25 protein-coding genes and 2 tRNA genes are annotated in these 25,967 nt (G+C 67.2%); 15 read left to right on the top strand and 12 right to left on the bottom strand.

All coding sequences use genetic code 11. From position 1 onward, the window contains the following. Positions 1 to 7 precede the first annotated feature (7 nt). The 6 genes from LK10_RS14225 to LK10_RS14200 all read left to right on the top strand — a co-directional run bounded on the left by LK10_RS14225 (position 8) and on the right by LK10_RS14200 (position 4,024). Positions 8 to 1,246, top strand: coding sequence for a hypothetical protein (locus tag LK10_RS14225; protein ID WP_043124949.1), 1,239 nt, complete (start codon positions 8 to 10; stop codon positions 1,244 to 1,246). Positions 1,247 to 1,284: 38 nt separating this feature from the next. Then, the gene (gene rsfS, locus LK10_RS14220) at positions 1,285 to 1,677 is read left to right on the top strand and encodes a ribosome silencing factor (protein ID WP_043124946.1); all 393 of its coding nucleotides are present in this window, start codon (positions 1,285 to 1,287) and stop codon (positions 1,675 to 1,677) included. An 8-nt stretch (positions 1,678 to 1,685) separates the two neighbouring features. Then, positions 1,686 to 2,345 carry a histidine phosphatase family protein gene (locus tag LK10_RS14215; RefSeq protein ID WP_231567775.1) on the top strand — a complete coding sequence of 220 codons (660 nt, stop codon included), beginning with the start codon at positions 1,686 to 1,688 and terminating at the stop codon, positions 2,343 to 2,345. A gap of 118 nt (positions 2,346 to 2,463) precedes the next feature. After that, positions 2,464 to 2,536: transfer RNA gene (locus LK10_RS14210), tRNA-Ala, on the top strand. A gap of 1 nt (position 2,537) precedes the next feature. Then, positions 2,538 to 2,610, top strand: a tRNA-Ala gene (locus LK10_RS14205). 361 nt (positions 2,611 to 2,971) lie between these two features. After that, positions 2,972 to 4,024 carry an acyltransferase family protein gene (locus LK10_RS14200; RefSeq protein ID WP_043124944.1) on the top strand — a complete coding sequence of 351 codons (1,053 nt, stop codon included), beginning with the start codon at positions 2,972 to 2,974 and terminating at the stop codon, positions 4,022 to 4,024. Here the strand turns inward: LK10_RS14200 and LK10_RS21960 are convergent. Next, entirely contained in the window at positions 4,021 to 4,176 is a 156-nt protein-coding gene (locus LK10_RS21960; RefSeq protein WP_156144181.1) for a hypothetical protein, read from the bottom strand. The genes LK10_RS14200 and LK10_RS21960 overlap by 4 nt on opposite strands. Positions 4,177 to 4,850: 674 nt before the next feature. Here LK10_RS21960 and LK10_RS14195 point away from each other — a divergent pair. Then, positions 4,851 to 5,378, top strand: coding sequence for an acyltransferase (locus LK10_RS14195; RefSeq protein WP_052207372.1), 528 nt, complete (start codon positions 4,851 to 4,853; stop codon positions 5,376 to 5,378). Positions 5,379 to 5,424: 46 nt separating this feature from the next. Here LK10_RS14195 and LK10_RS22330 read toward each other — a convergent pair whose 3' ends face one another. The 5 genes from LK10_RS22330 to LK10_RS14170 all read right to left on the bottom strand — a co-directional run bounded on the left by LK10_RS22330 (position 5,425) and on the right by LK10_RS14170 (position 10,012). Then, on the bottom strand, positions 5,425 to 6,603 hold the full coding sequence (locus LK10_RS22330) for a hypothetical protein (RefSeq protein ID WP_052207371.1): 1,179 nt from the start codon (positions 6,601 to 6,603) through the stop codon (positions 5,425 to 5,427). 3 nt (positions 6,604 to 6,606) lie between these two features. After that, entirely contained in the window at positions 6,607 to 7,002 is a 396-nt protein-coding gene (locus LK10_RS14185; protein ID WP_043124942.1) for a hypothetical protein, read from the bottom strand. A 102-nt stretch (positions 7,003 to 7,104) separates the two neighbouring features. Continuing rightward, a complete protein-coding gene (locus tag LK10_RS14180; protein ID WP_043124941.1) occupies positions 7,105 to 8,307 on the bottom strand; it encodes a hypothetical protein in 1,203 nt (400 codons plus the stop codon). Between the two features lie 172 nt (positions 8,308 to 8,479). After that, positions 8,480 to 9,553 carry a DNA polymerase IV gene (locus LK10_RS14175; RefSeq protein WP_456242884.1) on the bottom strand — a complete coding sequence of 358 codons (1,074 nt, stop codon included), beginning with the start codon at positions 9,551 to 9,553 and terminating at the stop codon, positions 8,480 to 8,482. Positions 9,554 to 9,604: 51 nt separating this feature from the next. Beyond that, the gene (locus LK10_RS14170) at positions 9,605 to 10,012 is read right to left on the bottom strand and encodes a VOC family protein (protein ID WP_043124939.1); all 408 of its coding nucleotides are present in this window, start codon (positions 10,010 to 10,012) and stop codon (positions 9,605 to 9,607) included. Between the two features lie 320 nt (positions 10,013 to 10,332). On the opposite strand from LK10_RS14170, the gene LK10_RS14165 reads away from it, so the two are divergent. Further along, a complete protein-coding gene (locus LK10_RS14165; protein WP_043124936.1) occupies positions 10,333 to 11,109 on the top strand; it encodes a COG4705 family protein in 777 nt (258 codons plus the stop codon). 37 nt (positions 11,110 to 11,146) lie between these two features. On the opposite strand, the gene LK10_RS14160 is transcribed toward LK10_RS14165, so the two are convergent. The 3 genes from LK10_RS14160 to LK10_RS14150 form a co-directional block, all read right to left on the bottom strand. Further along, complete coding sequence (locus LK10_RS14160) at positions 11,147 to 12,208, bottom strand: LysM peptidoglycan-binding domain-containing protein (RefSeq protein ID WP_052207370.1); 1,062 nt, start codon at positions 12,206 to 12,208, stop codon at positions 11,147 to 11,149. 168 nt (positions 12,209 to 12,376) lie between these two features. Further along, a complete protein-coding gene (locus tag LK10_RS14155) occupies positions 12,377 to 13,138 on the bottom strand; it encodes an IclR family transcriptional regulator (RefSeq protein WP_043124934.1) in 762 nt (253 codons plus the stop codon). Beyond that, a complete protein-coding gene (locus LK10_RS14150) occupies positions 13,135 to 14,157 on the bottom strand; it encodes a sugar kinase (protein ID WP_043124932.1) in 1,023 nt (340 codons plus the stop codon). The genes LK10_RS14155 and LK10_RS14150 overlap by 4 nt, the downstream gene beginning before the upstream one ends. A 162-nt stretch (positions 14,158 to 14,319) precedes the next feature. On the opposite strand from LK10_RS14150, the gene LK10_RS14145 reads away from it, so the two are divergent. The 7 genes from LK10_RS14145 (at position 14,320) to metE (ending at position 23,371) form a co-directional block, all read left to right on the top strand. Next, complete coding sequence (locus tag LK10_RS14145) at positions 14,320 to 14,985, top strand: bifunctional 4-hydroxy-2-oxoglutarate aldolase/2-dehydro-3-deoxy-phosphogluconate aldolase (RefSeq protein WP_043124930.1); 666 nt, start codon at positions 14,320 to 14,322, stop codon at positions 14,983 to 14,985. Between the two features lie 4 nt (positions 14,986 to 14,989). Continuing rightward, on the top strand, positions 14,990 to 15,655 hold the full coding sequence (locus LK10_RS14140) for an alpha/beta hydrolase family protein (RefSeq protein WP_043124928.1): 666 nt from the start codon (positions 14,990 to 14,992) through the stop codon (positions 15,653 to 15,655). A gap of 56 nt (positions 15,656 to 15,711) precedes the next feature. Further along, entirely contained in the window at positions 15,712 to 17,139 is a 1,428-nt protein-coding gene (locus tag LK10_RS14135) for a phytoene desaturase family protein (protein ID WP_043124926.1), read from the top strand. A 21-nt stretch (positions 17,140 to 17,160) separates the two neighbouring features. Then, a complete protein-coding gene (locus LK10_RS14130) occupies positions 17,161 to 18,309 on the top strand; it encodes a class I SAM-dependent methyltransferase (protein WP_052207369.1) in 1,149 nt (382 codons plus the stop codon). Between the two features lie 171 nt (positions 18,310 to 18,480). After that, on the top strand, positions 18,481 to 19,689 hold the full coding sequence (locus tag LK10_RS14125; RefSeq protein WP_043124924.1) for an ROK family transcriptional regulator: 1,209 nt from the start codon (positions 18,481 to 18,483) through the stop codon (positions 19,687 to 19,689). Positions 19,690 to 20,038: 349 nt separating this feature from the next. Next, the gene (locus LK10_RS14120) at positions 20,039 to 20,989 is read left to right on the top strand and encodes a methylenetetrahydrofolate reductase (protein WP_043124921.1); all 951 of its coding nucleotides are present in this window, start codon (positions 20,039 to 20,041) and stop codon (positions 20,987 to 20,989) included. A gap of 27 nt (positions 20,990 to 21,016) precedes the next feature. After that, positions 21,017 to 23,371, top strand: a complete 2,355-nt coding sequence (metE, locus tag LK10_RS14115; protein WP_043124920.1) for a 5-methyltetrahydropteroyltriglutamate--homocysteine S-methyltransferase — start codon at positions 21,017 to 21,019, stop codon at positions 23,369 to 23,371. A gap of 122 nt (positions 23,372 to 23,493) precedes the next feature. On the opposite strand, the gene LK10_RS14110 is transcribed toward metE, so the two are convergent. The 3 genes from LK10_RS14110 to LK10_RS14100 are packed head-to-tail and all read right to left on the bottom strand — an operon-like array spanning position 23,494 to position 25,804. After that, the gene (locus LK10_RS14110) at positions 23,494 to 23,997 is read right to left on the bottom strand and encodes a DUF2004 domain-containing protein (protein ID WP_043124918.1); all 504 of its coding nucleotides are present in this window, start codon (positions 23,995 to 23,997) and stop codon (positions 23,494 to 23,496) included. Between the two features lie 18 nt (positions 23,998 to 24,015). Continuing rightward, a complete protein-coding gene (locus LK10_RS14105) occupies positions 24,016 to 24,831 on the bottom strand; it encodes a DUF72 domain-containing protein (protein WP_043124916.1) in 816 nt (271 codons plus the stop codon). Positions 24,832 to 24,871: 40 nt separating this feature from the next. Continuing rightward, complete coding sequence (locus tag LK10_RS14100) at positions 24,872 to 25,804, bottom strand: LysR family transcriptional regulator (RefSeq protein WP_043124914.1); 933 nt, start codon at positions 25,802 to 25,804, stop codon at positions 24,872 to 24,874. Positions 25,805 to 25,967: the final 163 nt, after the last annotated feature.

Genomic DNA, 25,967 nt, shown 5'->3' with positions numbered 1-25,967 from the left:
TGAATCTATGAACAATGACGAGAAGCCCATCACGAGCCGGCGGGAACGTCGGCTGGCCCAAGCTGCGCGAGGGGACCAGCCTCCCGCGCAGCTGACGCCTGCCCAAGCACGCGCCGAGGCTGAGGCTCGAGCGGAGGCGGAGGCGCGGGCTGCCGCCGAGGCCCGCGCCCGCGGAGTGCAGGCTGCTCAGGAGACGGCTGGCGGCCTCGATGCTGCCGCCAACCGTTCGCGAAGAGCCCTCGATGCGCCTGTCGACGCCGTTCGCAGCGAACGCAGCTCTCAGGCTCGAGCCCGGGATCGCGAGGCCCACCGGGTCATGCGGGAGCTCGCCGAGAAGGAGCAGGCGGCGCGGTTCCCCAGCCGCCGTGAGATCCGGGAACAGGGCCAGGACAGTCAGCCGGCTTCCGCGGAGTCGCCTCAGCCCTCAGCGCCAGCCACGCCGCCCCGTCCGACAGCGCCGCCGCAAGCGCCCGGCGCAACTCGAGGTGCCGCCTCGCACCAGCGCCCGGGTTCGCCGTCCTCCGACATTCCCGCTGGAAGCCTTCCTGTGGTGCAGGCACGCGGTGGCGAGCAGCAGCGCCCGGGCGCGGCGCCGTCGTCGTCCGCGCCGTTTCGGGAGGCGACGCCCACGGCACCCTTCAAGATCCCGCAGAACCCGGCAGGCGAGCCGGTGCTCGGGCCGGAGACGGGGTCCTTCCGCAGGCTGAGTCACGAGCAGATCGCGGCTGCCCGCGAGCTTCTGCGGGCTCAGGCGAAGGGTGAGGCTGAGGCGCGATCCGGTCCTCGGGGAGCTCCTCCGGTTGATCCGGAGACCCGCAAGCAGCAAGTGGCCAAGGCCGAGCGTGAAGCTGTTCTGAGCCGGCGTGCGCAGGCGCGTCAGCGGCTTGCAGAGGAGACGCGCCGGGAGACCGACGGTCCGCGTAAGACCGCTCCGACCTCGGCGAACAACCTCGCGATGGTCACGCCCCTCGAATACGTCAAGGTCCCCGGGATTCCGCATCCCGTCATGAAGCCGCCGTCGACACATCATGTGCCGGTGGTGACGGACAGGAACCCTCGGCAGCGCGCGGCTGGCGTTCCTGCCCAGGAGGCTGCGCCAATCGCGGCGCAGTCTGCCCACGGGCTCGACCCTCTCGAGCCCCAGAAATCTCGCGTCGATCGGGAGCGCATACTGCTCCTCGGGATCGGCGCCGTTGGCATCGTGGCCCTCATCGCGGCCGTCTTGATTGTGCTGCTCGGCAAGTAGTCCGAGCGGCATCGAGTACTTCAGAACAAGGAGCTTCATTGAGCGCAGCCGAAACGGTTGTTGAATCCGCGAAGGTGGCCGCGAAGGCCGCCGCGGACAAGCTGGCCGAGAACATCGTGGCCGTGGACGTGAGCGAGCGTCTCGCGATCACAGACCTCTTCATCATTGCGTCCGCAGGGACCGAGCGTCAGGTCAACTCGATCGTGGACAACATCGAGGACGAGCTCATCAAGCTCGACCGCCGCCCGGTGCGCCGGGAAGGACGGACCGAGGGGCGGTGGGTGCTTCTCGATTACGGCGACATGGTCATCCATGTCATGCACGACGAGGACCGCGCCTTCTACGCGCTTGAGCGGCTTTGGAAGGACTGTCCGTCTGTGGACCTCGGGATCGAGGAGCCGGGCGCTTCGGCAGCCTCGGCAGCCGGCTGAGCCCGGCTGTGGGGGAACGGCGGAGGATCGTCTTCTGGCGGCACGGGCGCACCGACTGGAACGCAGCGGGACGCTTCCAGGGACAGACCGACATCCCGCTCAACGACGACGGCGTGCGTCAGGCGACGCACGCCGCCCGCGTGCTCGCCGCCATGGGACCGAGCGCGATCGTGAGCTCGGACCTTGAGCGGACCCGGACGACGGCGGAGCCGCTCGCCACCGAGACAGGCTTGCCGGTCGCGCTCGATTCTGGGCTGCGTGAGACGAACGCGGGCAGCTGGCAGGGAAAGACGTTCGCGGAGATTCGCGTCACGGACGCTGAGCTGCTTGGGCGCTGGGAAGACGGCGATGTGGGTGTGGCCGCTGGCGGCGCCGAGACTCGGCTTGACGTGGCGGCCAGGACTCGGGCAGCGGTCGAGCGTTCCCTGGAGGGTTTGGGGGAGTCCGGCACGCTCGTTGTGGTGAGTCACGGTGGCGCCATCCGTGTCGCGTTGGCCGAGTTGCTGGGCCTCCCGCATTCGTTGTGGGGAGCTCTTTCGGGCCTCTCGAACTGCAACTGGTCTGTTCTTGAGGAGCGTTCTCCTGCCCCTGATGGGGGCGCGCGGTGGCGCCTAGGGGAACATAATGCGGGCAGTCTTCTGGTGCCCGTCCCCATCGTGGAGGGCTGACGACGGCGGGCCGCCAGATTTGTGCGGCAGGGTCGCCCCCCGCTAAGATGGACGAGTTGCTCCGGACGGGATGAGGGGATCCTTGGATCCTCCGAAGGGTCTTGTCCGGTGCGAGTTCGGGGCTGTGGCGCAGCTGGTAGCGCACCTGCATGGCATGCAGGGGGTCAGGGGTTCGAGTCCCCTCAGCTCCACGGGGGTATGGCGCAGTTGGTAGCGCGTCTGCATGGCATGCAGAAGGTCAGGGGTTCGAATCCCCTTACCTCCACCCTGAGAGGCCCGGATTTCCGGGCCTCTTTTCGTTGCTGTGGACGTACACCGAATTTGTGGACGTGGAGCCCTAGAATCATCCCCGAGCGGCACAACCGGAGGGGGACGGATGGCAACCGTCAGGCCGCGGACGTGGAACAACGGACGCACGGAGTGAGCCAGCCGCATCCTTGCCGCCGCGATCCTACGCTCGTGAGTTCAACGAGCGACTGTCCGCGTCGCTTTGCCGTCCGGCACTGAGGAGACGAGACTGCGGACCACCGAGGAACCGCCGCCTAACACGGAGGAAACGCCCCCGCACCTCGCAGACGCGAGGGCGGGGGCCAATTCCGTGGGAATCCGAAGTCTATGGTCGGCGGGTGAACCGCACTCTGGGGGAGGCCCTTTCGGGTCGCGACAACGCGCTCAACTTCGTCCGCTTGGGCTTGGCATCGGCCGTGATCTTCTGGCACACCTATCCGATCACCGGGGCAACGCCAGCCTGGTCTGCGGCGGAGGCGGGCGCTTGGGCGGTCAACGGCTTCTTCGCCATCAGCGGTTTCCTGGTCTCAGGGTCACGCCTCCGGCTGGGGTTCTGGATATACATGTGGCGGCGAGCTGCTCGCATCCTCCCAGGGTTCTGGGTCGTCCTCGCTGTGACGGCCTTCGTATTCGCCCCCGCGTCAACGCTGTTGACTGGTAGCTCATATCGATTGCTCGATGGGTGTAGCTACGTAGCGCGAAACGCGGCTCTTTGGCTGGGTCAGCTCGGCATCGGCGAGACGCTCACAAACGTCCCGCACGCGAATTCATGGAATGGGTCGTTGTGGACGCTGTACTACGAGTTCGGCGCATACGTCGCAGCGGGGATACTCTTTAGCCTCCGATCAGTGCGGAAGCATCGCGTGCTAGTGCTCTCGATCCTATTGGTGATCCTCTCAGCAGGCGTGGGTCTCGGCATCGGTCGCGATCTCCCGCGGCCTTTCGATCAGTCGGTTCAAGCCCTCAGACTGGGATCATTCTTCGTCGCAGGGATGTTGGTCCACGCGCTGCGTGACCGGATTCTCCTGACTCCTGTGGTGGGCGCTACCGCCTTGGGCCTGTTCGTGCTCGCTTGGGCGCTCCGCATAGAAGCCTGGGCGGGACAGCTTCCCCTGACGGGCATCCTTCTCTGGCTCGGAGCGGTTATCCCGATCAGGATCGGGTCGAAAAATGACATGTCCTATGGCGTGTACATCTACGCGTTCCCGGTGCAGCAGCTACTCGTCCTTGCAGGGGTATCCGCCGTTGCAGGAGCCGAGGCAAGTGCCGGCCTCGCCCTGCTCCTCACCCTTCCATTGGCGTGGGCGTCCTGGACATGGGTGGAGCGCCCATGCCAAACGTTCGCGAAAGGGGCGTTTTCCCCCCGATCCGGCAGATCTGCGATGGTTTAGAACATGGGATGAGGCCCGCCTGCCATCTTGGCCTCCCACTCGCTCTTCCCCCAGTCGACTGGCGCCCACTGAGTGAGCTTCCACGGCAAGTCGTCGACTTTGAGGGTGCTGTACTTCTTCTCCAGCTCTCCGCCGCCCACGAGTCCGTCCATGGCACCATTCACAACATATGGACGACCTGGATTTCAGATTTTCTAGGTGGCATGCCGGATCCGACAGCGGTAGCAGAATCCGACTTCTCGCAGGGTCTCGCCGGCCATGTATCGGGCTTCGGCCGCCGTCAAGCCCCCGTCGCTGATCCGGATCGGCCGGCCGACGTAGGGCTGCGGGTACCGGCGGATTGCCTGGCCCGCAGCCTAACCTAGAAGTGCACCGCAGCCATATGTGCGAGGCATGCGGGAAGTTTCGATAACGCTCCCGATACGTCCACCCTGAGAGGCCCGGATTTCCGGGCCTCTTTTCGTTGCTGTGGACGTACAGCCCGAGTTTGTGGACGTGGAGCCCTAGAATCATCCCCGAGCGGCACGACCGGAGGGGGACGGATGGCAACCGTCAGGCCCCGGAGGTGGAAGAACGGACGCACGGAGTGAGCCAGCCGCATCCTTGCCGCCGCGATCCTACGCTCGTGAGTTCAACGAGCGACTGTCCGCGTCGCTTTGCCGTCCGGCACTGAGGAAACGAGACTGCGCGCGACCGAGGAACCGCCGCTTAACACGGAGAAAAGGCCCCCGCACCTCGCAGACGCGAGGGCGGGGGCCAATTCCGTGGGGATCCAAAGGGCTAGGGTCGGCGAGTCAATGGGTTCCGAAAATGGTTTGGGGGATTCGTGGGTCTGGGAATCAAGAGGCGGTTCATTGAGATCGCTGAACACGCGGCGCTGTCGCCGCTTGTGGGGATGAAGGTCCGGTGGCGTGTCCTTCGCGTCCTCGGGTGGCGGGAGCTCGAGCATTCGCACATCAAATCGGGCTGTGTCCTCAACGGACACAAGCTGAAGACTGGTGACGGATGCTACTTCAATCGTCAGGTATTCATCGACGCCAGTGCTCAGGTAACGATGGGGTCACATGTCCAGATCGGGCCGCGAGCGATGGTCCTGACAGCGACGCATCGCGTAGGCACGCCCGACGTTAGGGGCGGGGAGCCGTGGAACCGGCCGGTCACTATTGGTGACGGCTGTTGGATCGGAGCCGGGGCCATCATCATGCCCGGTGTCAATGTGGCGTCCGGATGCATTGTTGGCGCTGGCGCGATCGTCACCAAAGACACCCAGCCGGACGGGATATACGCCGGTGTTCCTGCCCAGCGGGTGCGTGACCTCGAGCCCATCGGCACGACCGCTGCCGCCGGGTTGTAAATAGGAAGAGCGAAGGTCCCCGGCCCGGAGGGGGGCGGGCGACCTTTCATTCGGTCCAGGGTTGGGACTCACCCGGACGTAGCCAGAAGTCGGGATTAGGCCTGCCCCAGTCGACTGGTGCCCACTCGGTTAGGTGCCATGGGAAGTCGTTGACATTGAAGCCTGGGCTTCTCGGGCTATTCCAAGTCCCCCCGTAGAGCTTTTCTAGGATCCCGCCTCTGGCCCACGGATCTGACCCGTAGAGGTGCTTCCATTGCCCGCCATGCTCGCCGTTGAAGGCGTGCACCAACAGGTTCTTGTCGGATGCGAATCCGCCGTACCGTTTGAAGGCTTTGATGATGAGGCGTGTGAGCGGGTTGTAGGGGGCCTTGGTGATGGGGTTGTAGTCCGGGTCCACCGCTTCAGGCAGCCTGCACCATTGGCCCTCGACGGGGGCGTCCGGGTCGGTTGAGATGCCATCGCCCCCCCGGGCTGGCCACGAGTAGCCCTTGCCCATGTTGGCGCAAGTGAATGCCACTGCATGGGTGATCTCTCCGTGCAGCAGTTCAGCGATGCCGAGGAAGCCGAGCGTGTTGTGCATGCCTACGACGGCGTTCGAACCGGTGCGGAGCTGCACGCCGGGGTTCGTCAGAGGAAGGTCCGCGAGGTCTGGCTTGGCGAGGGAGACGCCAGCAGTGGTGGCCGTCCAGTTGCCCGGTTTCCCGGGGACCTGCTGGAAGTAGAAGTACTCCCGCATGATCCCTGTTCCGAGGTCATAGAGGGCAAGCCCGCGGTCTCCCTGAGATGGGGCGGCGACCCATGCCGGCAGCGGGATGGGCCCTACGCAGTATTGAGTGACGAGAGCCTGGTCGTGCCCTGCTCCGGCCGGCGCGGACTGTACGAACTGCCATTCGCAGTGAGGGGCTGTGGAGTCCACCACGTAGACCGCGATGGGGTGCGTCCCGGCGCCGGATGTGTTGATCGAAGTTGGACCGAAACCTGATCCGGCGTTGATGTTCGCGGCCATCCATTCAGCGTGTCCAGCACTTCTGGCCGTGAGCGGCATCGATGAACCCCTCACCTCGCGCGTGAGCACCGTACCTTTGGCGATGTAGGGGTCGAACAGGCTGCCGGTGAACACCCCATCGTCCTTTGCGCTGGCCGGGAGGCTCCACTCGCTCCCGGTCCAGTTCCTCTGACGGACGGGCCGCCATCGGTTCGAAATGGCGTCGTACGTGGCAGGCACGCCTCACACCCCCACTTCGTATACCTTGAAGTTCTTGGCTTCAGCCGACCCGGCTATCCCGAAGGTCAAGCCGCTGCCGGGCACCCGATCCTGCGCCGATGTCGACGCAAAATAGGGCTTCACATTCGTGGTGTAAAGCTGCCCGTTCGGTGCGACAGCGCTCAGGGTATCGCCGATGATGTAGGTGTCCCACGTGCCGTTCACATCAGAGCTGAGGCTGTAGCTGATCTGGTCGGAGAGGAACTGATTCTCGGAATCCTTGCCTATTCCGAACGTCAGCCTGCCGTACTGAAGGGTCGTGCTATATCCGCTGAAATAAGGCGTCCAGTCGGACGGCGACCGGAACCGGACTTGCAGCGACCCATTCCCGGAGACGAAGCCGGACACGTCGAACTTCACCCTCTGCCACTGGGTTGCCAGAAGCAGAGCCCCGAAGTAGTTCGCGTCGTCGCCGAAGTAAGGCGGGGTTGCGGTGCCCGGGGCCGCGGACCCGTCGTCGACCTAGGACGTGGCCGAACCCGGAAGGCTGGCGAGGAGCTTCTCACCGCCCGTCGAGGTACCCCGCCAGATGTTGATGCTTGCCGCGCCCGACACTAGCGGCCAAGTGATTGTGTTCGACGATGTCGACCCGATGGCCACGACGGACTTCTGGTTCCGGCACCCGGTCTCGCCCACGGCCATCACAGCTGTAACCATGTACCAGTAGGTAGCGGCAGCGAGGACGCCGCCGGAGGCGGACGTGGTGACGGTCGGATCGACGGGTGCCCCAATCGGGGTCAATTTGAGCGATGCACTGCCCGAGGGCGACAGCCCGGTGCAGCCGCCACCGCGCCAGTCGAGGTTTGGGGGAGTCCACCGCGGATTGATGTCCATCCGGTAGCCACGCCAGGCCTGGTTGGCCGCGCCGCCTGCGAGGTTGTCCATGGTTCGGCCGATGAGGCTTGGGGTCCGAGGTCCACTGAAGGTGTCGCTGGCGACAAGCGTGGCCTTGCTCGGGTCGAGGAACTTGTGCTTCCACTGGTAGGCAGTTGGCAGAACGTAACCCGGCAGGGCAACCGCATTGACGATGAGGTCTTTGCCTTTCGTGCCGTTGACCACCGACCCTTGAGGCAGCACTTCGCCTGAGACGCTCTGGTATTCGATCCCTACCATTCCAGAGGGGATCGTGGCGGTGGTTGCCGTGTCGTTCCACAGGGGGGCCTGTGGGAGAGCGGGCACGGGTGTTGGCTTCTGCGCAGGGGTCATCCAAACCACCGGTACCCCGTACATCTCCGTCACCGCGGGCGGGGTATCCGAGTAGACGGGCCAGAAACCCTGCTGCTGGGCCTGGAACTCGAGAGTCCAGACTCCGGGTTCGCCCTTGTCGCCTTTGGCCCCCGTGTCGCCTTTGGGGATGGTGAAGGCGAACTGACCCTTGCCGTCGATTGTGGCAGCAGCAGGTGCGCCGGCCTCGGCGGTGGTGGTCCCTGCGACGCCGATGCCTTGGACGAATTCTTTGGCGGCGCGGGCCTCGGCGAGGAGGGCCTTGTAAGAGGCATGGGAGACGGCGAGGGTCCCGGCGACGAGCTTCACCTGTGGTGATGTTGTGGTGAACTCGGGCAGGAACGCGTCCGCGCTCGAGGTGAGCGGGTTGCGCAGGGGACGGCCGCTGAGGTCCTTCAGCGGCAGGGGTGTGGTGTTGCCGGTGTCGGAGACGTCGTACACCGTGACGCTGGCGTTGGCGGCGCGCTGGAGGGTGATGGGCCCGCTGATCAGTGCTGCAGGAGGGCCATCTCAGTGGTCGGAGGCAACAGCACACGCCACCAAGAACGCTCGGATGGAAGAGACCGACGCTCGCATGGAATGGACCGGCGCTCGCAGGCAGGAGGCTATGACGTCACCAGCCGCTGCGCGTCGGGGTATGTCCCTTTCGGGCATCGTCGGGCATCGGCATTTCTGCTCTCAGGCCGAGGAGGCGGATAGGACGTTCTGCTTCGATGGACGCCGCGAGCTCTAAGGCACGCGCGAGGATTTCGGTCCGGTCGGATGTCTCGGGAATCTTCCTCGCGTGGGTCTTGGTAACGAAAGGCGCGTACCGAACCTTGAGGGTCAGCCCAACGACGGGCCGCCCGTCGGCAGCGACGTCCTCGAGGACATGCGCGGCCAGCTGCCTCACGGCGTCGTCCACCTGGGCGCGCTCGGTGAGGTTCCGCTGGAAGGTGGTTTCACGGCTATGCCCGTGTGGCACCCACGGGGTGTCATCTACGGTGCTCGATCCGTCCCCGCGCCCGAGCTGCGCGTACCAAGGGCCCATCTTGGGGCCGAACTCCGGGACCAGATCTTGGGGATCGCACGCGGCGAGCTCTGCGACAGTGTTGATGCCGAGTTTCGCCAATCGGCCAGACACCTTGGTTCCAATGCCCCAGAGTTCCTTGGTGGGCCGCCCGCCCATCACGTCGAGCCAATTCTCGGCCGTCAGACGGAAGACGCCGGCTGGCTTGCCGAAGCCGGTCGCGACCTTGGCCCGGACGAGCGTGTCCCCGATGCCCACGCTGCAATGCAGCTGCGTTCGCTCGAGGACGGCAGCTTGCACGCGCCGGGCGTAGGCTTCCGGATCCTCAGTCTCGATGCCTACGAAGGCTTCGTCCCAACCCAACACCTGCACCGTGGCGCCGGGCTGTGCACGTAGCGTGGCCATCACGGTTTCGGAAGCGGCGAGGTAGGCCTCCTGATCGACGGGCAGGATGACGGCGTCGGGTACCTTGCGGGCGGCGACCCGCAGCGGCATTCCGGAACCCACGCCGAACGCTCGGGCCTCATAGGAAGCGGTCGAGACCACAGCGCGTTCCGTGGGGTCCCCCCGGCCGCCGACGATGATGGGCTTGCCGGCCAGCTCCGGGCGCCGGAGCACTTCGACCGCGGCGATGAACTGATCGAGGTCGACGTGCAGCACCCACGGGATTCCGCTCACGGCATCAGTCTGACGGAAAGGTCCCAGGAGAGCATCGGCATTCCACGCCGCCTACGCCAGGCTCAGCTGCCAAGACACCCCGAACCGGTCATTGACCCAGCCGAATTTGCTGCTGAACCCATAATTCCCGAGCGGCATCAACTCGCCGCCGCCGTCGGAGAGAGCCGCGTAGAGACGATCAATTTCCGCTTCCGTCTCGCATTGCACGAAGAGCGAGACCGCTGGAGTGAAAGTGAAGTCGTGGTGGGCCGGGCTGTCGATGCACATGAAGGGCTGGCCAGCGAGAGAGAACGTTGAATGCTGGACGGTTCCTTCCTTGCCGGGGCCCTCGGCGCCGTAGCGGCTCATGCTGATGACTTCTGCGTCATCGAAGAGCGAACAGTAGAAGTCCATCGCCTCCTCGGCATTGCCTTCGAACATGAGAAACGTGGTGATCTTCTGTGAGGTCACGATGTCCATTTCGCTTTTCTCCTCTTTAGCGATCAACCCGCGCGGTCTGCACCCGACCGGCCGCCTGCGCCCCGAGGCTCCCAACCACCAATCGGGCAAGCCGGCGCGCCCGGTGCTCTGCCCGATTTTCGGTCCGGGCGCGCCGACGCACGTCAACCCCCCACGGGCGGCGTGCGTTGACCACCCTAGCTTTGAATTCTTTCGACTCGCCAGCCTTTGCGGCAACAAGTTTTGACAGGTAAAACCCGGCGAACAGGCCCCTCCAAGCCCGCTCTCAAGATCATCGTCTAGGGTCTGCGTGAGCAATCTTCCTAAGAGAGGTATGAGGCGTGGTCGCTGAACGAGTGATCTTCCGAAAAGTCCCCGAGGTGACGGCCCTCTTCTGGGTCATCAAGCTGCTGACAACAGCGCTGGGGGAGTCGACGTCGGACTACCTCGTGAACGACTTCAACCCCTACATCGCGGTCGTGTGCTGCACCCTTCTCTTCGTCGGTGCCCTTGCACTGCAGTTCTGGGTCCGCCGCTACGTCCCCTGGGTGTACTGGCTCGCGATCGTGATGGTCGCTGTCTTCGGGACGATGGCAGCCGATGTCCTCCACGTCGTGGTCGGTGTGCCGTACTGGCTCTCTTCGTCAGCGTTCGCTGTGGCGCTCGTCGTCGTCTTCTGGCTGTGGTACCGAGTCGAAGGGACGCTGTCGATCCACAGCATCACGACGACGCGGCGGGAAATCTTCTACTGGGCCGCGGTGTCCGCGGCGTTTGCCCTCGGAACGGCCGCCGGTGACCTTCTCGCGTACACGGCGAACCTCGGCTTCCTGGCCGCGGGTCTCGTCTTCGCCGTCCTCTTCTTGGCGCCGGGCGTCGGATGGCGGGCGGGGTGGTTCAACAGCATCGCCGCGTTCTGGATCTCGTACGTCCTCACCCGCCCACTCGGAGCCTCGTTCGCCGACTGGACGGGAAAGGGCCAGGACGCAGGCGGTCTCGGATGGGGCGATGGGCCCGTGGCGGCGGTCCTCGCCGTCCTCATCGTTGTCTCCGTCGGCTATCTGCAGCTCAGGCAGCGCAAGACGGGTGAACTCGAGCCGGTTGGCCAGGCGGCCGAGTAGCCGGCTGGCCCTTGGGCACACAGTGGGCAGGAAAAGGTCAGGAGTACTTCGCCATGCGCGCCTTGACCTGCGCGACATATGCCTTGGTGTCCGGGTACATTCCGTAGGCTTGGACCCCATAGAGGCCTTGGTAGTAGCCCGCGATCGCGATGTCCTGGCTCGCGGCGTTCTTGAGGAGCCAGCGGAGCATGGCAACGCCTGCGGTGATGTTGTCGGTCGTGTTCCTGAGGTCGAGGGTGCGCCCGGCGAGGCTTGAGAGCCAGCTCGCGTTGGCGGGCATGATCTGCATGACGCCGATCGCCCCGACCGAGGAGGTGACGTTCTGCCTGAACCCCGACTCCTGCTCCGCGATCGCGAGAGCGAGGGCAGTCGGAACACCCATGCTGGTGGCGATCTGCCGCACCATCGACTGGATCTGGGCAACCGTCTCCGTGCCCGAGGCGGTGCTTCCGCCGCCCTTTGCCATGAGCGTCCCGAGCGGAATGCCGGTCTTCTCCTGAACGCCGTACATGGTCTTCTGGCGGGCGGTGGTTTCGTTCCACATCGAAGAGGACCACGCGGGCGGGGGAGCGACCGCCGCCTTGACGTTCGACGCCGCGGGGGCGGCAGACGACGACGCCGGAGCTGCCGCCGAGGGAGCAGCGGCGGGTGCGGCAGCGGCGGCATGCAGCACAATGCGCTGCCCGGGGTAGATCGTCGACGTGGAGCCGAGCCCATTGAGGCGGTAGAGGTCGCTGAGGGACACCCCGCTCTGCTGCGAGATTCCCCAGAGCGTGTCGCCGCTCTTGACCGTGTACGTCTGGGGGGCGGAGGCCGCAGCAATGGGAGCGGGGCTCGAGGCTGTGGACGCTCCGCTCGCACTTCCGTCGCCCAGCCGGATCTGTTGACCGGGGTAGATGATCGAGCTCCAGCCGAGGCCGTTGAGCTGGAAGAGGGTATCGAGCGGCACGCCGGTCCGGGCAGCGATACCGCTGAGGGTGTCACCCGGCCGGACGGTGTAGCTGTCTGCGGCCGCAGCTGCCGGGGCAGCGATAGCGGCGGTCAAGGCAGCCGCCGACGCAGTGACGGTGGTAGCCCTCAGGCGGCGTCCCTTGTTCATCGCGGCGCTTCTCCTCCCCATCTGTTGATTTCCGGGCCGAATAACAAATCCCAAAGGGGGATAAGGCGCACGCCCCGGAAAAAGCAGAAAACTCCCGTTGGACATATCCAATCACACGCACATACCGTTTCGCGTGATCATTGCAGTACGCTTGCCTAATTTTTGGATTCAGCCTGCCTGGCTCGAGCTGCCCACCCAGCCCAAATCGTCCGAGATCGCGTCAGTGCACGCGATGAGGCCCGGGAGGAGTCCGAGCAGGCCCGGCTGGTCGAGAAGGACGACGGGAACCGAGCACGAGGCAGCCGCGACGACTCGACCGGACGCGTCGTGGATGGGTGCGGCGATGCAGTGCACGAACTCCTCGTGTTCCGAAGCGTCGAGCGCCCAGCCCTGGGCAGCCACGCGATCCAGTTCAGCGAGCAGTGCAGCGGGCTCGGTGATGGTCCGCTCCGTGAAAGGGGTGTACTCGAGCCCGGCGGCGATGCTCGCCCGCCGCTCCCGCGGGAGGTCGGCGAGGAGAACTTTGGAGACTGCGGCGGCGTGCAACGCGGCTGTGAGTCCGATGCGGGAATACATGCGCACGGGGTGGCGGGATTCGAGCTTTTCGATGTAGGTCACGTCCGGCCCCTCGAAGGCGGCGAGGTGGACAGTGTGGCCCGTTGCCTCGTTGAGGCGTGCCAGATGGGGATGAGCGACGGCGCGCAGCCCGCGCTGCTCCAGCGCGAGGGATGAGAGCTCGAACAGCTTCCGGCCCAGCCGATAGCGTTGCTGCTCGTCCCGCACCACGAACCGCTTCTCCTCGAGGTCATGAAGGAGCCGCATGACCGTCGTCTTGTGCACGGTCGCGCGCGCGGCGAGCTGGTCGAGACTGGCCGGCCCCGCAGCGAGTTCGTCGAGGAGGTCGAGGGCCCGCAGGAGGCTCTGGCTCACAGGAGCCGCATCTCGTCGTCGAACGCGTGGCCGTCGAGCGAGAAACCGTCGCTGGAGACGGCAGCCCCAGCCCAGGTCTCGTCCGTGCAGGCGAGGATCCTCTCAAGGACGGGTGGCGCGGGCAACGGGCCGTGGTCGCCGGGGACGACGAGGGTGCACGCGGCAGCCACATGTCCACGGCGAAGGCTCGCCTTCTGGTCGAGTCCCAGGATGACGCCACTGAGGTAGCCCGCCGCGAAGGCATCCCCGGCGCCCACCGGTTCGACGACGTCGACCGTGAGCGAGGGGACCTCGCAGCGCTCGCCGTTCCTGCCAAGCGCAATAGCGCTCGTTGCCTCGTTCTTGACGATGACGGTCTCCGGGTCGGGCAGGAGCGCCCGAATCTCCGCTTCGTCGCCGGTTCCGAGCGCGTGCTCGGCCTCGTCCTTGCCCACCAGCACGATGTCGGCCCGATTCGCGAGGCTGCGCAGAACGCTCCGGTCGCGTCCCTCCCACAGAGTGGGCCGCCAGTTGACGTCGAAGCTCACCCTCGATTCGCTGCGCGTGCGGTTCAGGACTGCCTCGAGGAATGCGAGGGAGTCCTCTGACAATGCTGCCGTAATGCCGCTCACATGGATGAGAGAGGCCTTGCCGAGGAGCGCGGCCACGTGCGGCTCGTCGAGGAGTGCCGGGGTCATAGCGGAGGCGGCCGAACCTCGCCGGTAGTAGAGGACGGAAGCGGGAGCCGTCGCGGTCCTCGGGAGCTTGACGTAGAGGCCGGTGGGGCGAGAAGAGTCGATCTCGACGCCGGACAGGCCCACCCCGTGGGATGCGAGTTCGGACAGGATCCGGTCGCCGAAGCCGTCCCGGCCCACCCGGCTTACCCAATGCGCGTCTAGGCCCATGCTCGCGAATCCGACGGCCACGTTCGACTCGGCCCCTCCGATGCCGACGTGAAGCGTCGTTGCGCCGTCGAGCGTCACTCCGGATTCAGGGGTCAGCATCGCCATCGTCTCGCCCAAGCACACGGCTGTCGGCATGTGGATTTCAGAGCTCCTCGTGGAAGGGCATACCGCCCTTGGGTACCGCGCGCGGTTGACGGCGGTTTTTCCGCAATGCTAGACAGGGGGACAGAAAGTGTGCAACCTGCATTGCAAAATACGCAATCGCACTCGCCTTGATGCTCCGAGAGGAACGCGCCCATGACCGCCGAAGAACTCATCGCCTTGCTCGCCGAGGATCGCACGCTCGCCGTCGTCCGCGCCAAGGCTATCCCCGACGCCGCGGGGCTAGCGGGTGCCCTCGCCTCGGGGGGCGTGCGTGCGCTCGAGCTCACCTTTACGACGCCCGACGTCGTCACCCACGTGCGCCGCGCCGTGGAGACGGCGGGGGATCATGGTGCGGTGGTCGGCGTGGGCACCGTGCTCACAGGGGACCAGGCCCGGGCCGCGATCGACGCGGGCGCCCAGTTCCTCGTCACTCCCGGCATCCGGCCCGCAGTGGCTGAGGTAGCCGTCGCCGCTGGCGTCCCGGTGTGCCTCGGTGCCATGACCCCCTCGGAGGTGGCCGAAGCGCTCGACCTCGGCTCCGACGTCGTCAAGATCTTCCCCGCGCGCCAAGTCGGCCCCGGGTTCCTCAAGGACCTTCACGGCCCCTACCCGGGGGTGAAGCTCCTTCCTTCCGGCGGCATCGACGCGTCCAACGCTCGCACCTATCTCGACGCCGGTGCGCTCGCAGTCTGCTGCGGAACCTCCGTCGTTCCCCCGTCCGCAGTCGAAGCGGGCGCATGGGATGACATCGCCTCTCGCGCCACTGCGTTCACGGCCGCCTTGGGGGCGGCGCCTGAGGGAGCCCGGGCCGCAGGGTAAGGGCATGAGCGAACAGAGCGAGCGCATCACCATCCCCACTCCATCGGGCGATGTTTCCGGCGTCTACCAGCGTCCCGAGGCCCCCGATGCCACGGTCGTGCTCGCCCATGGCGCGGGCGCCGGGATGGACCACCCCTTCATGGTTGGTTTCGCCGAAGCCCTCACCGGTCTCGGGATCGCGACGCTACGGTTCAACTTCGCCTACATGGAGGCGGGGAAGCGGGTCCCTGACCGCGCCCCGAAGGCCATCCCAGTGTGGGCGGCCGCCGCGGAGGAAGCACGACGCCGCTCGGATGGGGAGCCGCTGTGGGCCGCGGGCAAGTCGTTCGGCGGCCGCATGGCGTCGATGGCTCTCGCCGAGGGCGCGATTGACCCCGCAGGGCTGATCTTCCTCGGCTATCCGCTGCATCCCGCAGGCAAACCCGAGAAGCTGCGCGATGAGCACCTCTACGGGCTCCGCGTCCCGATGCTCTTCCTTCAAGGCACGCGGGACACGCTCGCGAACCGCGAGCTGCTCGATGCGGTCGCCGTGAAGCTCCCCACGGCGACGCTCACATGGCAGGAGGGCGGCGACCATTCGTTCGCTGTCAAGGGCCTCAAACGGAGCGCCTACGACGTCGGCGCCTCCCTCGCGCCTCAGGCCGCGGATTTCGTCCGGGCCGCGCACTGAGCCGCTCCCCTTCCTGCTGAGGCCAATCGATCGCCGCCCAGTGCAAGGATGGGACCATGACTAGCGCCGTTGTCGTGGGGAGCGGACCGAACGGCCTGGCTGCCGCCGTGCGCCTCGCCGAGGCGGGCGTCGTCGTCCGGGTCTTCGAGGCAGAGCCGACCATCGGGGGTGGGACGCGCTCGACGACGACGCCGGCCCCGGACGGTGCGGGGACGCTCGTCGTCGATGAGTGCTCGGCTTTCCACCCCATGGGGATCGCTTCGCCCTATCTCGCGAGCCTTGGCCTCGAACGGTACGGCCTGCGCTGGCGTTGGCCCGAGGTCCAGGTCGCCCACCCGCTCGATTGTGGCCGCGCCGCGGCAGTCTGGCGAGACCCAGCCCAGACGGCCGCAGCCCTCGGCCCGGACGGTCAGGCCTGGGACGCAACCGTCGGCGCTGTGGCCCGGAGCTTCGACAGCCTTGTCGAGGATATCCTGCGTCCCGTCCAGCACATTCCCCGCCATCCGCTGCTCCTCGCACGGTTCGGTGCCCTCGCCGCGCTGCCAGCCACCGCCTTGGCCAAGGTCTGGCGCGGCGAAGCCGCCCGCGGGCTGTTCGCAGGGGTTGCGGCCCACGCGTTTGCGGACCTGCGCCTGCCGTTCACGAGTTCGGTCGGCCTCGTCCTCACATCCGCCGCGCAGGCCGTGGGTTGGCCGGTCGCCGAGGGCGGCAGTCAAGCGATCACTCATGCGCTCGCGGCTCGGCTGAGGGAGCTCGGCGGCACGATCGAGACCGGCGTGAGGATTCGCCGCGCGGAGGATGCAGGGGCGCCCGACCTCCTGCTTCTGTGCGTCGCCCCGACGGCGGCGGCGACGATTCTCGCAGGGCGGCTCCCGGCCGCCGTCGCCCGCAGCTACGGCCGGTACCGCTATGGACCCGCGGCCTTCAAGGTGGACTACGTCGTGGAGGGCGACGTGCCGTGGACTGCTGAGGAGGCACGGCGGGCGGGTACGGTCCACGTCGGCGGGACGATCGAGGAGATCGCCGAGGCCGAGGCCGAGACCGTGCGCGGGCGCATGCCTGCCCGGCCCTTCGTCCTCGTCGGCCAGCAGTACCTCGCCGACCCCGGCCGGTCCGCCGGAGACCTCCACCCGATCTGGGCTTACGCCCACGTGCCGAACGGCTACCCGGGAGACGCGACCGAGGCCGTGACCGCCCAGATCGAACGGTTCGCCCCCGGCTTCCGCGACTGCATCCGTTCCGTTTCTGCCCGCTCCGTGGCGGCGACGGAGGCTCACAATGCCAACTACGTAGGCGGCGATATCAGCGCGGGCGCCAACTCGGGCCTGCAGCTGGTCTTCCGTCCTCGGGTCGCCGCGGACCCATACGCTACGGGCATCCCGGGCGTGTTCCTGTGCTCAGCCGCGACCCCGCCCGGTGGGGGAGTCCATGGCATGGCCGGCTTCCTCTCGGCTGAGCGGGCCCTCGCATCGCTGAGCACCTAGCGTCCCGCCTAGAGTAAACGGGTGCACGACGACGACGGCCTCTCAGGCGCCTTCCCCTACGAGCGGCTGCGCCGCTATCCGGATGTCGAGGCCCCGAACCTCCAAGCCTGGGACGCGACGGATCTGCTCCTGGCCGAGCGAGGCATCGCGGACGCCTCGGAACGAGGACTGGACGGCAGTGAGATCGCGATCATCGGCGACAACTATGGGGCTCTCGCACTCCGCCTCGCGGCAGCGGGCTTTACCGGCGTCCGCGTGCACCAGGATCTCGCAACAGGCCGGGAGGCCCTCCGTCGGAACGCGGAAGAGCTCGGCCTCTCGGGTCTGCAGGTTCCTTGCGAGCTCGAGGCCGAGCTGCTCGCAGGCGCGCGGCTCGTCCTCCTCCAGCTGCCCCGCGGACTCGCCGAACTCGAGGAATACGCGGATGCCGTGGCCCGTTGGGCCTCGCCCGACGTCGTCGTCCTCGCGGGTGGAAGGGTCAAGCACATGACGCTCGCCATGAACGACGTACTCGGCGCATCGTTCGAGGTGGTCGCCGCCGAGCTCGCGGTGCGCAAATCCCGGCTCCTGGTCGCGTCCGTCCCGCGGACTGTGCCGGAGAACCCGCCCTTCCCGGTCTGCGCGAAGCACGACGACGTCGGCCTCACCCTTTGCACACACGGCGCCGTGTTCGCCGGCTCGCGCCTGGACCTCGGCACGCGGTTCCTCCTCGGCTTCCTCGACGCAATGCCGGTGGGGACGGCCGTCGATCTGGGCTGCGGGACCGGAGCCCTCGCCGCCGCCTACGCGCTGGCTCATCCCGAGGCTGTCGTCGTCGCGACCGACCGCTCAGCAGCGGCGGTGCGTTCGGCGCGGGCAACCGTGAGCGCGAATGGCCTCGCGGGCCGCGTGCTCGTCGAGCACGACGACGCTGCCGCCTCCCGTCCCGACGCTTCCGCCGACGTCGTGCTCCTCAACCCGCCCTTCCACCTCGGCGCGAGCGTGCATGCGGGGGCTGGCCTCCGGCTCTTCGAGGCCGCAGCCCGCATCCTGCGTCCGGGCGGCGAGCTGTGGGCCGTCTACAACTCCCACCTCGACTACCGCCGCCGCCTGCAGACCTCGGTCGGACAGACCACAGTCAAGGGGCGATCGGGGAAATTCACGGTGACGCGGTCCGTGCGCAACGGCTGAGGTTCGCGTTCTTATAACGCAACGCGGCAATCGCACGGGGTCGGTTCAGATGATGACGAGGATTGACAAGGTAACTTAACTCACGGGGGCCATGACGCAGCACTTGGGAAGGATCCTGTGACGGAGCACTCACGTCAGCCCGCGCCTCGGCGCGGGACGAATCTCCCGCGGATGGGGGACTTCAACCTGACGGTGATCCTCGACGCCATCCGTCGCTCCGAAGCGGGGTTGAGCCGGGTCGAGCTCGCCCAGCTCGTGGGCCTCTCGCCCCAGACGATCTCGAATATTTCCCGCCGACTCCTCGACCAGAAGCTCATCGTCGAGGCGGGGAAGGAAGGCACGGGTCCGGGCAAGCCGCGCACCATCCTCCGGCTCAACCCACGCGGGATGTATGCCATGGGGGTCCACCTCGACCCGGCCCTGATCACGGTCGTCCTGCTCGATCTCATCGGGTCCGTCGTTTCCAAGGACACGTTCGTGACTCCGCCGAGCCACGATCCGCAGGAGATCGTGGACGCGATTGCCGAGTGCGTCGAGAAGCTGCTCGTGGATTCCGGTGTGGACCGCCAGCTTGTTGCCGGGCTCGGTGTCGCGGCACCCGGTCCTGTCGACCTCGAGCGGGGAGCGGTTGTCGGGCCGCCGCTCCTCAGAGGATGGGTCGACGTGCCTCTTCGGGACATGGTGCAGCGGGCTACGGGCCTGCCGACGATGGTGGACAAGGATGTCACCGGCGCGGCCGTCGCCGAGATCTGGGCTGGGGGCCCCGGCGGCTCGGGCAGCTTCGTCTTCTTCTACCTCGGCACCGGCCTCGGCTGCGGGCTCGTGCTCAACGGAGAGGTCTACCGCGGCGCGTCGGGCAACGCGGGCGAGATCGGGCACATCATCGTCGACCCGGATGGGCCGCTGTGCAGCGATGGGTGCGGGATGCGCGGCACGATCGGGACTTCTCTCGAGCCTGGCGTGATCGTCAGCGAGGCCGTCGTTGCCGGTGTTCTCCCCGTCCTGACGCCTGAGCCCACGGCGCGCGACTTCCAGGCTGCTTTTGCGCGGCTCTGCGGACTCGTCGACGAAGGCGACGAGAAGGCCATCTCGATCATGCGCGGTGCCGCGCGGAGCCTCGCGTGGGCTGCGGCCGTCGTCGGCAACATCGTGGACGTCGAACGGATGGTCTTCGGCGGTCCGTTCTGGGATGCGGTGGCGGAGTTCGTGCTGGACGTGCTGCCGGACATGGTCAACGAGCTTCTCGCGACTCGCGGTATTCGCCGCGTGGAACTTTCCGGCACCCGGCTCGGCGAGGATGTCGGCGCTGTCGGCGCCGCCTGCCTCGTGCTCGAGCGGGCGCTCGCCCCGCGTGCCGAGCGGTTGCTGCTCGAGGGCTGAAGGCCCGTGGAGGGGAAGTTGGCGAGAGCGGCGCTTCTGCCAGTCTGAGCGTCATGGTGCGTCATGCAAGGTCTTCTTCGTAGCATTCGCGCGATTTGGCCTTCCGCGACGCCGAGTGCTTGAAGCCGACGGGGCTGCTCCGTAGGCTTTTACGCAAGTTGCTCCTGCAACGTGTCAGCGATCCCCGTTGGGGATGTGGGTGCCCCCGTGAGGGCCTGACATTTGCCGCAGGAAGCCGGTCCTCTCGGGACGCCCGCCGCGGCGGCGTCCTCGGACTGGGCTGTCCTGCGTTCCTGAATACCCTTCACAGCCGACCTCGTCGGCCGACATCGGAATCCAAGGTCTGCAAATGTCCCCACCCACACTCATCGAGGCACCTTCCTCGAGTGCCCTCGCGCCTCCCGTAGCCCTCTCCTACGAGCTCTTCCCGCCTCGCAGCGATGCCGCCTCGGCCACGCTCTGGAAGACCATCCACGAACTCGAGCGTACTGATCCGGACTATGTCTCGGTGACGTACGGAGCGAGCGGTTCGAACCATGCCAAGGCCCTCGACCTCGTGGACCGGCTCCAGATCGAGACAACCCTTCGGCCGCTCGCCCACCTCACGTGTGTCGGCGGGACGCCAGCCGAGCTGAGCGCGATCGTCAACGAGCTCCTCGATCGCGGCGTGCGGGGCATCCTCGCTCTCCGGGGAGACCGGCCGCAGGATGGCGTCCTGCCGCGTGACGGGCTCCAGTACGCGCAGGATCTGATCGAGCTCATCCGCCGGATCGAGCTTCGCCGTTCGGCGCAGTTTGCGGCGGGCAAGATCGCGATCGGGGTCGCGGCGTATCCCACGAAGCACCCCGAATCGCCGAGCGAGGCCCACGACGTCGAAGTGCTCCTTGCGAAGCAGCGCTCTGGGGCCGACTTCGCGATCACGCAGGTGTTCTTCCACCCGGGCCAATATTCGTCGCTCGTGCACCGCGCACGCCGGGCAGGCGTAACCATCCCCATCATCCCGGGCATCATGCCGCTCACGAGCCTTCGGCGCATCCTCAAGCTCTCGGAGCTGAGCGGCGTCGAGCCGGACGGCGCGCTCGTGGACCGGATCCGTTCGGTCGGGGACGACGCCTCCCTCGCGCGGAAGATCGGCGTCGAGGCCACCGTGGCGCTTGCCGAGGCAGCGCTCGACGCTGGTGCCCCCGGCCTCCATCTCTACACGTTCAACGAGCACGAGAGCGCACTCGACGTGCTCGCGCGCCTCAACCTGCCACGGCCGTCCCGGCCCTCCCTCCTTGCCCGTCACCGGGCCCGCTAATTCCGAACCCCAACCGAAGGATTCACCATGACTTCGCAGACTGCTGGCCGCTTCCCGGCCGCCACCATCCTCGGCTACCCCCGCATCGGCCGCCGCCGTGAGCTCAAGAAGGCCGTAGAGGCCTACTGGGCTGGCAAGAGCAGCACTGCCGAGCTTCAGGCCACCGCTGAGGGCATCCAGCTCGCGACGCTCCGTCGCCTCGCCGAGCTCGGCCTCACCGAGGCCTCCGCGATCCCCGGGACGTTCTCGTTCTACGACCAGGTTCTCGACACCGCCGTCGCCCTGGGCGCCGTTCCCGCGCGCTTCGGCGCCCTGCACGACGCCGAGGGCCGCCTCGGCCTCGACGCCTACTTCACGCTCGCCCGCGGCAACGCGGAGCAGCAGCCGCTCGAGATGACCAAGTGGTTCGACACGAACTACCACTACCTCGTGCCGGAGATCGGCCCCGAGACGGAGTTCTCGCTCTCCTCCGAGCGGGTCGTCGAGGAGTTCCTCTTCGCGAAGTCCCACGGTTTCATCACGCGCCCCTACCTCGTTGGCCCTGTGACGTTCCTCCTCCTGAGCAAGCCGGCCGACGGCGCTCCCGAGGACTTCGATCCGCTCTCGCGGCTCGAGGACGTCCTGCCGGTCTACTCAGAGCTCCTCGCACGCCTCCGCGCCGCCGGCGCCGAGTGGGTCCAGCTCGACGAGCCGGCCCTCGTCGCCGACCTCGACACGCCTGCGCTCGAGGTGAGCGACGCCGTCGAACGCGCCTACGCGGTTCTTGCGGGGGTGCCCGTTTCGGCTGAGGGGCGCCCGAACATCCTCCTCTCGGCTCCGTACGGAGGGCTCGGCGCGCAGGCCCCCGTGGTCGCCGCTACCGGTGTCGAGGCTGTTGCTCTCGACCTGTTCAAGGGCGCCGTTCCCTCGAAGGAGGATCTGGCAGAGTTTGACGGCAAGACGCTTGTTGCCGGCGTCGTCGACGGCCACAACATCTGGCGGAACGACCTCGCCGCTTCGGCCGCGAAGCTCGACGTGCTGCTTGCCGCAGGCAAGGAGCACGGGCTCGAGGTCGCTGTCGCAACCTCGACGTCGGCCTTCCACGTCCCGCACGACGTCGAAGAGGAGACTCAGCTCGACGCCAACCTCCGGAGCTGGCTCGCTTTCGCGGACCAGAAGGTCGGCGAGGTTGTGACGCTCGCGACCTATCTCAGCGAGCCCGAGGCCGCCCGTGCCGCGATCGATGAGGCCTCCCGGATCATCGCCTCCCGGGCCCAGGCCCCCGGCGTCCGCCGCCCTGAAGTGCGCGAGCGGACGGCTGCGCTGACCGCGGCAGACTTCTCCCGCTCCGACTACTCAGTCCGTGCCGCGACCCAGGACGCGGAGCTGCACCTGCCGCCGCTGCCGACGACGACGATCGGCTCCTTCCCGCAGACCGCCGAGGTCCGTGGGGCGCGTGCGCGCCTCAACAAGGGCGCCATCGACGCGGCCGAGTACGAGCGGCTCATGAAGGACGAGATCAAGCGCGTGATCGACCTCCAGGAGGAGCTCGGCTTCGACGTGCTCGTCCATGGCGAGCCGGAGCGCAACGACATGGTCCAGTACTTCGCCGAGAACCTCGACGGCTTCGACGTCACTGTCCACGGCTGGGTCCAGTCCTACGGCTCGCGCTGCACGCGGCCCTCGATCCTGTGGGGCGACGTCTCCCGCCCGGCGCCCATCACGGTCCCGTGGGCCGAGTACGCGCAGTCGCTCACTGAGAAGCCACTCAAGGGCATGCTCACCGGCCCGGTGACGATCCTCGCGTGGTCGTTCGTCCGCGACGACCAGCCGCTCGCCGAGACCGCGAACCAGGTCGCCCTCGCGCTCCGCGATGAGATCGCGGACCTCGAGACCGCTGGCATCAAGGTCATCCAGGTCGACGAGCCCGCCCTGCGCGAGCTGCTCCCGCTGCGCCGCGCGGACCAGCCCGCCTACCTCGACTGGTCGGTCAAGTCGTTCCGCCTCGCCACTGCCGGCGCCGGGGACGCGACTCAGATCCACACACACCTGTGCTACTCCGAGTTCGGCGTGATCATCGACGCGATCGACGGTCTCGACGCGGACGTGACCTCGATCGAGGCCGCTCGCTCCCGCATGGAGGTCGTCAACGACCTCGAAACGCACGGCTTCGGCCGCGGGGTGGGACCGGGCGTGTACGACATCCACTCGCCGCGCGTTCCGTCGCAGGAGGAGATCGAGGAACTGCTGAAGACCGCCGTCGCGCATGTGCCGTCGCGCCAGCTCTGGGTGAACCCGGACTGCGGCCTCAAGACCCGCGGCTACGCCGAGACCGAGGCTTCCCTGCGGAACCTCGTTGAGGCCGCGAAGGCCGCGCGTGGGGTGCTCGCAGCCAAGGCCTAAGCACCCACTGGTCGTGGCGCAAGTGACCGCTGGCCTGTAGAGAGCTGGCCACTCGTCGGGAAGTCGACGAGTGGCCAGCTCTTTTGCGTCGACCGGCTAGGTCATTTGTGACGAGTGGCCAGCTAATCCCACTCGACCTCGTCATCGACCACCCCGTCTTCGTCGGCGGCCGCGAGGAGTACCTCGTCTGTGAAGCCCTGGCCGAGGGTGAAGCCAAGCACGAAATACCGCTCGGGCTGGCCCGGGAAGATCCCGACCTTGGTGAGCCGCAGCGCTTGGACGAACCGCTCGCCGTCGACCTCGTCCTGCGAAGCTACACCGAAAAGTTCTCGCACCCGGCCGTCGCTCAGGTTCTGGCAATGAAAATGCCGGTATTCGACGGCCGGGGAATCGTCGTCCTGGAGGTCTTGGATAATCCTCTCGCGCGCCGCGTCGACGAGCTCCGGGAGGAAACGTAGGCGGTAGTCCACTTTGTGGAGGCACGCTTCGTCGATCCGGTCGTGCTCACCGATGCTGAGGTCCAGCGGGATCGGCACGCCGTCGTGCTCGTACAGGCCCGAGATGATCCGTTGCCCCGCCGGTGTGAGGGCAATTTCCCCGAAATGCCGGCTGACTGCCGTCTCCATGGGAAAAAGATAGCCCTCTCAGGCAAGCCGCGCGAGTAGATTCACGGCGTCGTGCGGAGCCCGCCCGTCGGCGTCGTTGTCGAAGTAGACGTAGGTGTCGAAGCCGCCGTCGAGCCAAGCCCGCACTCGCTCAGCCCACTCGTCGAGCGAGGCCTCGGCGTAGCCGCCGCCGTACAGCCTCGTCTCGCCGTGGAGGCGCACGTAGCGGAAGTGGGCGGTCTCGTCGTGGAGCACGGGCCACCGCCCGGCGCTGTCCGCGATGACGGTGCAGATTTCCCGCTCGGCGAGGAAGGCCCGGGCAGCGGGAGTGTCGAAGCTCTCGTGCCGCGGCTCGAGCGCGTGGCGCAGCGGCACCTCCGCGAGGACATCGAGGAAGGCCCGCTGCTCAGGCACCTTCTCGTCATGGCGGTGCGCGAGTGCGGCGGCCGACGACGCCGTGCGGGGGAGCAGGTCGAAGAACCCCGAGAGCGTGTCCTCGTCGAAGGCCATCCGCTCGGGAAGCTGCCACAGGATCGGGCCGAGCTTGCCCCCGAGCGCGAGCACTCCCGAAGCGAAGAAGTTGGCGAACGCAGCCTCGACGTCGCGAAGCTGTTTCATGTGGGTGATGAAGCGGCCGCCCTTGACTGCAAATACAAAGCCCTCGGGCGTCGCATCGCGCCAGGCTTCGTAGGACGAAGGGCGTTGGAGCGAGTAGAAGGACCCGTTGAGCTCGACGGAGGACATTCGTTCCGCGGCGTAGGCGAGTTCGTCCTTCTGGCGCAAGCCGCGCGGGTAGAAGTCGCCGCGCCAGCTCGAGTAGCGCCAGCCGGAGACACCTATATACGCAGTGGCCACGGTCCCCAGAGTAGGGGCCGCGCTGTCCGGGGCGCCTCGATCAGCGCCGCGCCGCGCCGGGCCCGCGTGGCGGAAGTGACTTGAGAGTCTCGGCGACGAGGTCGAGGAAGAGGCCCGTCTGGGGGTCTGTGCTCCCGCCGGGGCGCAGCGCGAAGATATTGCGCGCAAGCCGGATCTCCGGGACGTCCACGACGACGACGCCCTCCGGTCGCGACTGGAGGGCAAGCTCCGGAACGAGGGCGGCCCCGAGCCCCGCGGAGGCGAGCCCGAGGCTTGCGTTGAAGTCGTCGCTGTAGGCCACCACTCGGGGTTCGAGCCCACAGCTCGCGAAGAGCCGGTCGATGACGGCGGCGTCGCTCGTACCGGGGTGATGCACGATCCACGGCATGCCGCCGAGCTGGGCGGACGTCACCTGCGCTCCGTTGGCGATGCCCCAGGAAGCGGGGAGGACGACGCAGAACGGGTCGTCGCCGATCCATTGGCGGTCCATCGTGTGCGGCCACGCAAGCCCGCTTTGGCCCACTTGGTAGACGAGGACGACGTCGAGTTCGCCTCCCGCGAGAAGCCCGCGGATCGTTTCGCCGGGCTCGGCGACGGCGACGTGGAGGTCGAGGCCGAGGTGCCGCCAGCGCTCGTTCTTGAGGACGCCGGGGAGGACGTATGTCGCGAGACTGGGGAAGATGCCCAGGCGGAGCTGGCGTGCGGCCGCTTCGGCTGCGCGTGCGGTGGCCGCCTTGAGCGCGTCGATGTCGGTGAGCACTTTGGTCGCGTGCCGAGTCATGACGGCGGCGGCCTCCGTGGGCACGACGCTCTTGGCCGAGCGGATGAACAGCTTGACTCCGGTCTCCCGCTCGAGGGCTGCCATCTGCTGCGAGACGGCGGAGGCTGTGTACCCGAGGCGATGGGCAGCAGCGGCGAAGGAACCCTGCCGCACCACTTCAAGGAGAGTCTGAAGGTGGACTGGGTTGACCATGGCGACCTCCTCTTTCGATCACGGGGTCCCATTCAGCCTACGGCACGGGAGGCCTAGGGGAACCTGGGCTTGAATCGCCGACGCGACACGCCGAGGATCCGCGACACGGGGATTTTTCCGGGTGTGTGTTCAGCGCTCCACATCCTGTGGACAAGGTCACCTG

It is taken from the genome of Sinomonas humi (assembly GCF_000802235.1).
GTDB lineage: Bacteria > Actinomycetota > Actinomycetes > Actinomycetales > Micrococcaceae > Sinomonas > Sinomonas humi.
This window is presented reverse-complemented; position numbering and strand designations above follow the sequence as displayed.

Bases quoted from the DNA above. Each gene is read 5' to 3' on its own strand.
- LK10_RS14225 (WP_043124949.1), top strand. From the start codon at position 8: ATGAACAATGACGAGAAGCCCATCACGAGCCGGCGGGAACGTCGGCTG.
- LK10_RS21960 (WP_156144181.1), bottom strand. From the start codon at position 4,176: ATGGACGGACTCGTGGGCGGCGGAGAGCTGGAGAAGAAGTACAGCACC.
- LK10_RS14170 (WP_043124939.1), bottom strand. From the start codon at position 10,012: ATGGACATCGTGACCTCACAGAAGATCACCACGTTTCTCATGTTCGAA.
- LK10_RS14160 (WP_052207370.1), bottom strand. From the start codon at position 12,208: ATGAACAAGGGACGCCGCCTGAGGGCTACCACCGTCACTGCGTCGGCG.
- LK10_RS14150 (WP_043124932.1), bottom strand. From the start codon at position 14,157: ATGCCGACAGCCGTGTGCTTGGGCGAGACGATGGCGATGCTGACCCCT.
- LK10_RS14145 (WP_043124930.1), top strand. From the start codon at position 14,320: ATGACCGCCGAAGAACTCATCGCCTTGCTCGCCGAGGATCGCACGCTC.
- LK10_RS14140 (WP_043124928.1), top strand. From the start codon at position 14,990: ATGAGCGAACAGAGCGAGCGCATCACCATCCCCACTCCATCGGGCGAT.
- LK10_RS14135 (WP_043124926.1), top strand. From the start codon at position 15,712: ATGACTAGCGCCGTTGTCGTGGGGAGCGGACCGAACGGCCTGGCTGCC.
- LK10_RS14125 (WP_043124924.1), top strand. From the start codon at position 18,481: ATGGGGGACTTCAACCTGACGGTGATCCTCGACGCCATCCGTCGCTCC.
- LK10_RS14120 (WP_043124921.1), top strand. From the start codon at position 20,039: ATGTCCCCACCCACACTCATCGAGGCACCTTCCTCGAGTGCCCTCGCG.
- metE (WP_043124920.1), top strand. From the start codon at position 21,017: ATGACTTCGCAGACTGCTGGCCGCTTCCCGGCCGCCACCATCCTCGGC.
- LK10_RS14110 (WP_043124918.1), bottom strand. From the start codon at position 23,997: ATGGAGACGGCAGTCAGCCGGCATTTCGGGGAAATTGCCCTCACACCG.
- LK10_RS14100 (WP_043124914.1), bottom strand. From the start codon at position 25,804: ATGGTCAACCCAGTCCACCTTCAGACTCTCCTTGAAGTGGTGCGGCAG.